6 protein-coding genes are annotated in these 7,314 nt (G+C 67.9%); 5 read left to right on the forward strand and 1 reads right to left on the reverse strand.

Annotated elements, in window-relative coordinates:
- Nucleotides 1-68 precede the first annotated feature (68 nt).
- Nucleotides 69-305, reverse strand: coding sequence for a hypothetical protein (locus tag RIF68_RS20720; RefSeq protein WP_309052779.1), 237 nt, complete (start codon nt 303-305; stop codon nt 69-71).
- Nucleotides 306-546: 241 nt separating this feature from the next.
- On the opposite strand from RIF68_RS20720, the gene RIF68_RS20725 reads away from it, so the two are divergent.
- From RIF68_RS20725 to RIF68_RS20745, 5 genes are all read left to right on the forward strand, one after another.
- Nucleotides 547-1,128, forward strand: a complete 582-nt coding sequence (locus RIF68_RS20725; protein WP_309052780.1) for a hypothetical protein — start codon at nt 547-549, stop codon at nt 1,126-1,128.
- Nucleotides 1,129-1,399: 271 nt separating this feature from the next.
- Nucleotides 1,400-2,233, forward strand: a complete 834-nt coding sequence (locus tag RIF68_RS20730; RefSeq protein WP_309052781.1) for a TnsA-like heteromeric transposase endonuclease subunit — start codon at nt 1,400-1,402, stop codon at nt 2,231-2,233.
- Complete coding sequence (locus RIF68_RS20735) at nt 2,233-4,257, forward strand: transposase (RefSeq protein ID WP_309052782.1); 2,025 nt, start codon at nt 2,233-2,235, stop codon at nt 4,255-4,257. Before RIF68_RS20730 ends, RIF68_RS20735 begins: the two co-directional genes overlap by 1 nt.
- Nucleotides 4,254-5,486 (forward strand): TniB family NTP-binding protein, encoded by a 1,233-nt coding sequence (locus tag RIF68_RS20740; RefSeq protein ID WP_309052783.1) that lies wholly within the window; start codon nt 4,254-4,256, stop codon nt 5,484-5,486. Before RIF68_RS20735 ends, RIF68_RS20740 begins: the two co-directional genes overlap by 4 nt.
- Nucleotides 5,483-7,297: a TniQ family protein gene (locus RIF68_RS20745; protein ID WP_309052784.1), complete on the forward strand. Its 1,815-nt coding sequence runs from the start codon at nt 5,483-5,485 to the stop codon at nt 7,295-7,297. The genes RIF68_RS20740 and RIF68_RS20745 overlap by 4 nt, the downstream gene beginning before the upstream one ends.
- Nucleotides 7,298-7,314: the final 17 nt, after the last annotated feature.

Here is a 7,314-nt window from a genome sequence, read left to right on the forward strand (position 1 = left end):
CGTACGGGTTGGGTGGGCCCGGGACGGGCGGTTGGTTTGGACGCCGTGTCGTCCGTCCCGGGGCGTAGCTACAGCTCGAAGTCGCTGCGGGTGGTCCAGCTGTAGGTGCTCTTCCAGGGGCCGGCCTTCGCGGCGAGCCAGTCGAGCTCCCAGCCGGGCCGCAGCCCGTGCGCGGTCCAGCTGTCCGGCTGCTGGCCGGGGATCTCCAGTCCGGCCTGCCGCGCGGCGAGCGCGGCGTCGTACACCTCGTGGGCGCGTCGCAGGGCCGTACTGCGGGAGTCCGCCTCGCCGGCGAAGACGTGCAAGCCCCTGTGACTGAGCGCTTCAGTTGACCACCCTGAGCGCGGAAGTTGACCGGAGCGCCGACGGGTACCTGGTCGCCCGTCAACTGCGATGCCGTCGGTTCCTTCGGCAAGTGCAGTTGGGGTGTCCGAAGACGACGGTGCGCTAGCCCCGAAGCTCAGGACATCCTCAGAAAGAGCGTGCTGCGAAGGGCAGCTGGTAATCACTTCCCCTGCCGAGTAACCGACAGGGAGGGAGGGGAGCATGACTGAGCCCGACAACGTCGCGCGCCTCATTGCTGGCGGCAGCGCTCTTTTCACCGCGTGCAACATGGCTGTGTCGTACGCGACCTACAGGAGGAAGCGGCCATCCATATCATTCAGGGCTGATGAATGGGGCGTGACAGATCTTGAGGGCGGCCGCTGGCCTGCATTCCGCTTGACTCTGGCGAACCGAGGCGAAGCCACGATCAAGGTCGAGGATGTCAGCTACGAGTTCCGGTGGCATGAGGAGCCACGGACCCTGACTGATCGCATCAAAGGGCGTCGCCTGTACAACGGCCATGGGCTGCACGGTCTGGGAGTACCCGTTTGGGAGGAGCTGGACATCCCCTTGGAGTTGGGCTCCTTTGAACACGTGCAGATCACTCTGGTCTTCGCCAACTGCACCAGGAACCTGGTTGAGGAGGAGGGGCTAGTCGGTCGAGTCAGGATACTGCTGTCAGGCGGCAGGACACTGGCCGGGCGATGGACGAAACCCAACCCTGAGCAGTACGTATGCCCATGCGCCGTCTGTCGTCAACGCGGCGTGCAACTCAGCTTCGACGACGTCGCGGCTCAGCCGTAGGCATGCCGTCCCACTCTTTCGAGGTCTACATGGATGTCACCACCCTCGACGACGAACAGCGCCCCGGCCCGCAACTGACTGTCTACCACGCCGCCCCTGACGGCCGACGAGCTCTCGGGGGCATGGGACAAGGGGGGTACGCACCGCAAACAAGTTGCTCAACTGGCCAACTCTCGCGGGCAGGGTAGCGCTGACCGGAGCTAATGAGGCGGCTTCCGTTGATCTCGCCGTTGGTTCCCCCCGGCCGCGGTGTGCTGGTGACGTGAGTTCCTTGGTCGACGCCGCCGTACCCGAAGTCGGGCCGGTGTGGTCGCATACCTGCTCCCTCGATGAGCTGTTCCTGCCGTACGCCGTGCCGGATGAGGCTGTGGGTCGGCTCGGCAATGATCCTGACTGGCTGCGCACGTGGACGGCGGTGTGGAAGGCGGGCAAGGCCGACGTCGTCGTGCCGGTACGCGATCTCGCGGACGCGCCTGCGTCGTTGTCCGTGCCGGTACGCCGGTTCTCGTGGCGGACCGGCCAGAGACACCGGCCGGGTCTGGAGTTCCTGGTCTCCACCCGCAGGCAGCACGGGTTCGAAAGCCTGGCGGAGCGGCGCCTGCTCCTGGCGCTGGACTTCGCCGGCGGGGTGGCCGAGGTGCTGTCGCAGCCGTTCCGCCTCCGGTTCGCCCGGGTCGACGGCGCGGACTCGCACACCCCGGACTTCCTGGCACTGACGCCAGGGGCGGCCTGGCTACTCGATGTCCGGCCAGCCGGGCGGGTCGAGAAGGAGGACGAGGTGCGGTTCGCCGCGGCGGCCCGGGCGGCGGCCGCGGTCGGATGGCGGTACGCGGTGGTGACGGGCTGGCACCGGCAGGTGATGACCGTCCTGGACACGCTGTCGGCCCGGCGCCGGACGATGACGGATCGGCTCGGGCTGCAGAACCAGATCGTCGAGGTGCTGGGGCGGCAGCCGCGGCAGTTCGGGGACCTGGTCGAGCAGACACAGGTGCCGGCGGTCGCGCGGGCCCATGTCGTTCATCTGCTCTGGCACCGGCGCCTGGCCGTGGATCTGCGCCAGCCGTTCGGAGATGCCACCTGGGTCTACCCGGTGGGCGGGTGCTGATGGGCGGCAAGCAGCAGACGGTCCGGTTCGAGGACCTGGACGAGGAGAATCAGCGGCGGGCCCGGATCCGGCTGGCTCACGTGCTGGAGACCGAGACCGGTTACCGCAGCGGCAGTGTGTTCTGGGCCGAGGGGGGCGAGCCGCGCCCGCAGTTCGACCCGGCTCGCACGACGTTGACGCAGCGCCGTGAGGCGAAGGTCGCTGAGCTGGCCGCGCTGCCGAGCGAGGACGCGAAGTTCCTCGGGCTCGGGCAGGTCGGCGAGCGCACGCTGCGGCGGATGGCGGCCGCATTCGCGCAGGACGGGCTGGTGGGCTTGGCCGACGGCCGCTGGACACGCGAGCTGTCCGGGCACCCGTCGATCATCCCGGAGTTCGCCGAGGCGATCCGGGCGGTTCATGCCGAGTCGCTGCACCGTTCGCGGCTGAGCATGACAACCAGGGAGAGGTTGATCCACCAGTACGTCCGGGAGAAGCACGGGCCCGAGCTTGAGGAGAAGCTGCCGCACCGCACCACACTGGTGAAGGTGTGGAAGGAGTGGTTCGGGCCGGACGGCGCCCGTCAGCGCTATGTTCGGTCGGCTGCGGCGGTGGAGCCCGGCGGTTCGCCCGTGGTCGTATCCCGGCCCGGGCAGGTGGTGGTTCTCGACACGACCCCGCTGCCGGTGAAGGTCCTCGACGACGTCTTCAGCGAGCCGATCTCCGTCGACCTGACCTTGGCGCTCGATGCCTTCACGCACTCGCTGGTCGCCTTCCGCCTGACGCCCGGCTCGGACTCGTCGGTGGAGGTGGCGATGCTGCTGCGGGACGTCATGCTGCCTTTGCCGATGCGGCCGGGGTGGGGGCCGGAGATGGAGTGGCCCTATCCCGGGGTGCCTGCCGCGCTGGTGGCGGAGTTCGCCGGGCACCCGGTGGCCGGCCGGCCGTTCTTCGCGCCGGAGACGCTGACCAGTGATCACGGCAGCGTCTACAAGAACCACCACTTGGTCCAGGTCGCCCGCACGCTGGGGGTGACGGTGCTGCCCGCGCGGGCGATGCGGCCGACCGACAAGGCGTCGTGCGAGCGGGCGTTCGCTGGCATCCAGTCTCTGCTGCTGGAGTTGCTGCTGGGCTATCGCGGGGTGGACGTCGCCGACCGCGGCGCTGACCCGGAGGGCGACGCGGTCTGGACCCTGTCGGAGATGGAACACCTGCTCGCGACCTGGATCGTCCGGATCTGGCAGAACAGGAAGCTGGAGCAGTACGCGCCGGCATGGGATCCCGGTGGCCAGCACAGCCCGAACACACTGTTCGCCGCAGCAGCAACCCGGGACGGCGAGCCGCTGCAGATTCCCCAGCCGGAGCTCTACTACCAGCTGCTGCCAGTGCACTTCGTGAAGATCCACCCCAGTCGTGGGGTGAAGATCGGCGGTCTTTGGTATTCCGGGCCGGTCCTGCGAGAGGCCGGACCGTCCCGGCGGGGTGGCACCCACCGCGGGAACTGGGCGGTGCACCGCGATCCGCGCGACTGCCGCGAGGTGTTCTTCGAGCTGGCCGGTACCTGGCACCCGCTGCGCTGGAAGGGGCTTCCGGACGGCGACGACGTCCCGGCGTTCTCGGACTCCCGGATCCAGCAGGTCCTGCGCGAGGCGGCCCGGCGCGGGTTGCGGCCCCAAGACGACCGGGAATTGCTGCCGGTCCTGCTGGACCTTCTGCGGGCCAAGACCCCGGTCAGCGCCTGGCCCAGCCAGTGGACGAAGGCGGAGCGGACCGAGCGGGCACGCGAGCTCGCCCGCGCCCGGGCGGCGGCGGGGGCCCGCCCCGCGGCCGCCCGGGCCCGCCTCCTGCCGGCCACGGCGGCACCGGCGGACCTGGCCCGGCGCAATCAGCGGGCCATCGACGCCGACCGCCGCCGCCGACGCGAGGAAGCCGTCGCTCAACCGCTGGCTCCTCCTTTGACGCTGGGCGAGGACCTGAACGAACGCAGTCTGTTCAGCCTGCTGCCGGACGACGAGGACAACGGCATGAAGGAAGGCGAGGTCTCATGAACGGCGAGGTCGCTCCGTTCGTGCTCCCCGGCCCGCCTCTGGCCCGCAACACCCTGGCCGGGTGGGACGCCTACCGGCGGACCCGCAAGAGTTTCGCCCCGGCCCCGGTGCTGGACCGGAACGCCTGGCAGGCGCTCAGCAGGCGTCGCCGTCAGATCCACGACCTGCACCGGGCCGCGACCCACGCGAACCTCCCGGTTCTGTCGACGCCGATGAGCCGGGCCGTCGGCAAGCTGCTGACCAGCCGGATCGAGACGAACGCGCTCAAGCAGCAGCCCACGACCCGGGCGGGGGTGATGGTGACCGGCGGCGGCTACCAGGGCAAGACCGAGTCCGTCTGCGAGATCATCGCGACCTTCGAAGACCGCTGGCGCGAGTTGCTCGGACATATCAACCCCGAGGCTCTGGCCGGCACCCGCGACCTGCACGCCCCCGTCGCCTACGTCCAGACCCCGGTGACTGCCAAGCCCAAGAGTCTCTGCAAGGCGATCCTGAGCTTCTACGACGCGCCGTTCCACGTGAAGCTGGACCTTCCCGAGCTGATCCGCCTGGTCGCCGACTGCCTTCACGATCATGGAACCAAGGTCCTCATCCTCGACGACATCACGCGCCTGCGGATGCACCGGGCCGACGACCAGGACACCCTCGACCTGATCCGGGCCTTCATGAGCATGCACGTCACCCTGGTCCTGGTCGGCGTCAACATCCAGGCATCCGGGCTGTTGCGCGAGGGCTTGCGCGACGCCGCCACCGGTCAGTGGACGCTGGCGTCCGCGTCGTCGCGGCGGGTCAATGGGCTGGAGGCCACCCAGACCGAGCGGCGCTTCGACCTCGTCGAGCTCGGCCCGTTCCGCTACGGCAGCTCGGCCGACATCGCCGCCTGGGTCCGCCACCTGACCGGAGTCGAGAACGCGTTGCGTCTGCTTGATGCCCGCCCCGGCATGCTGAGCACGGGGACGATGCCCGAGTACCTCTATGAACGCACCGGCGGTGTTGTCGGTCTCCTTGAACGGCTGATCGAGGACGGCTGCCGCGAGGCCATGGACTGCGGACAAGAGCATCTGACCGAGGCTCTCTTGGATACCATCGCCATCGATCTCGACGGCTCACCTGCCCGCGATGCGGGCGCTGGCGAGGTTCCGCCCGTCCCTTCTCGCAAGCGGGCCGTCGCCAAGCGAGGCCGGAACACGGTCTTCGACGACCGGGGGCCGGCGGGGGAGACGGGATGAACCGCACCAGGGTCACCCCCTTGCCGCGGAGTCTGGACCCTCTGCCCGGCGAGTCCCTAACTGGGTTCCTGCTCAGGCTGAGCTACCGCCTCGCAGTGCCCCCGGCCGATCTGATGCGCCGGACAGGGCTGAGTCAGGGGTCCACCTACGTCAGCCCGGTCCTTTCCACCGCACTGACAGCGGCAATGATCGAAGACTTCTCTGTGGCAACGCGGCTATCCCCGGCGGAAGTCGAAGCTCTCACGCTCCGTCCGCTCACCCGTCACTTCCCTCCGGTCCGGCAAGCCCTCCAGAAAGCGATGAAACTGCATTGGCTCTTCGGGAAGGTCACCCGGTATTGCCCGCGCTGCCTCGCAGGCGACGACTCCCTCATCCAGCGAAGATACGGAGGGACTTGGCCCGCGCTCTGGCGACTACCTGACGTATTCCTCTGCATCGAGCACCGCTGCTTCCTGGAGCACCTCTGCCCTGCATGCGGTCAGCCCATCACAGGAAACAAGAACCGACGCCTGATCTCTCGCAGTGCAGCAGTCGGGCTGCACCCTGCTCAGTGCCGGGCCTCTGTGGCATCCACCTCGGGTCAATGGTCTCGCGGGCAATTCATCGCGATCTGCGGCGCCAGGCTTGATCAGTTCACACCGCCAGATGCGCCCAGCCAGCAGCACATCGATCTGCAGGCTCGGATTCTCGCGAAACTCGATCCTCATCACCCCGCGGAGCAGTCGGCGAGGTACTTCTCCGAGTTGCACCTGCTCAGCTCGCTCGTCATCGCGACATGGCCGGCAGGCAACCTCCAGGCCCTGGACCCGACGGCCATCACCACCGACCGGGTTCTGGCCGAACGGCGCAGCGGAGAAGAGGCAAGCCTCGCCGCTTTCACGTCGAATGCCCCTCCCGTCGAGGCGCGGGCTTGCGCCGCGATCCTCCTGAGCGCAGACAGCATCCACAGCGCTCCCGACAGGTCCACCGCGATGTCCCCGCTCATGCCGACATACGAATCAGGCGGTCGCAGGGCACAGCGTTACAACACATGGGAATTCGCCTTCAAGGCTGCACGACAGGAGTGTTCGCCTGAATTTCAGCGAGCGGCAGTAACAATCCTCACCAAGTATCAGCACACAGGCCAGAAAGGTCGCAGACGACCTCACCCCCAAGCTGATTTCTGCGCTCAGCACGTTCCCGCCTTCCTGCTGGACGAATGGGCCGACCGCTACTTCACTGGCTTCCCAGGCGTCGCCCCTGACAGCTTGCGTCGCTCCGTCGCCGTGTTACTCGTCCAACGCGTCAAGGGCGGATCAGCCCCCGAGGCAGCCAAATTCTTGGGAATCAATCAAAGCGGCAAGCACACCGGGCTCGTCACAGGTCTCACACGACACCTGCGATCACTGGGCCTGCTGGACAAGTTCCATTCAGCGATCGATTCCTTGGCGGAAGAGCTCCCAAGAACATCGCTGATCAACTATCGCCGACGACGAGAGGCCATGCTCGACTGGACGCTCCCGACTGATACCTGGCATGACTTGCTCGAACGGACACCCATGCCCAGAGCGCAACGCGACATTGCCCACGACGACAGGAAACGACTGTCCTGCTCGATCTACATCTGGGCGCAGGTCACCAAAGGCGAGCAGCGATTCGCCCCGTGTCCACCAGGAGCCCGGAGCGACCCCGGGCGGCACTACCTCACACGCGGAAGCAGCACGGGCTACACAGCCCTCAAGCGCACGCTCGACACCCACGCCAAGCACCTGTCCGCAGCGATCGACGCCGGGCACTCAACTGGCCAGATTGCGCACTCACTGGACAACTAGCCCGCTCAGTCACAGCC

It is taken from the genome of Streptomyces sp., assembly GCF_031178505.1.
Taxonomy (GTDB): Bacteria; Actinomycetota; Actinomycetes; order Streptomycetales; family Streptomycetaceae; genus Streptomyces; species Streptomyces gulbargensis.